The following is a 261-nucleotide window of genomic DNA, read 5'->3' on the forward strand; positions in this document are numbered from 1 at the left end:
GCTGCGCGTCGGTGAGCCCCAGCTTCTGGATCAGGTAGTCGACGGCGTAGGCGCAGAAGAACCCGCCGACCGTGGCGTCGACGCAGCCGTTGGCCGGGGCGATCCCGGGCGCGACCGCCACCGGGGTGGGCGCGATCTCGGTCAGCTCGGCCTCGGTGATGTGCCCGAGGTCGAACATCCGCTGCAGCACCTGGTTGCGCCGCGTCTGGGCGTTCTCCGGGTTGTCGATGGGGTCGTCGTAGAACGGGCTCTGCACCAGGC

Annotated in this window: 1 protein-coding gene; it reads right to left on the minus strand. The window is 70.5% G+C overall.

The annotated features are described in order from the left end of the window. Positions 1–261 (minus strand): hypothetical protein (locus QSV46_RS40130; protein WP_314964178.1); only part of this gene is annotated, 261 nt, incomplete at both ends.

It is taken from the genome of Bradyrhizobium cosmicum (assembly GCF_032290525.1).
Taxonomy (GTDB): domain Bacteria; phylum Pseudomonadota; class Alphaproteobacteria; order Rhizobiales; family Xanthobacteraceae; genus Bradyrhizobium; species Bradyrhizobium cosmicum_A.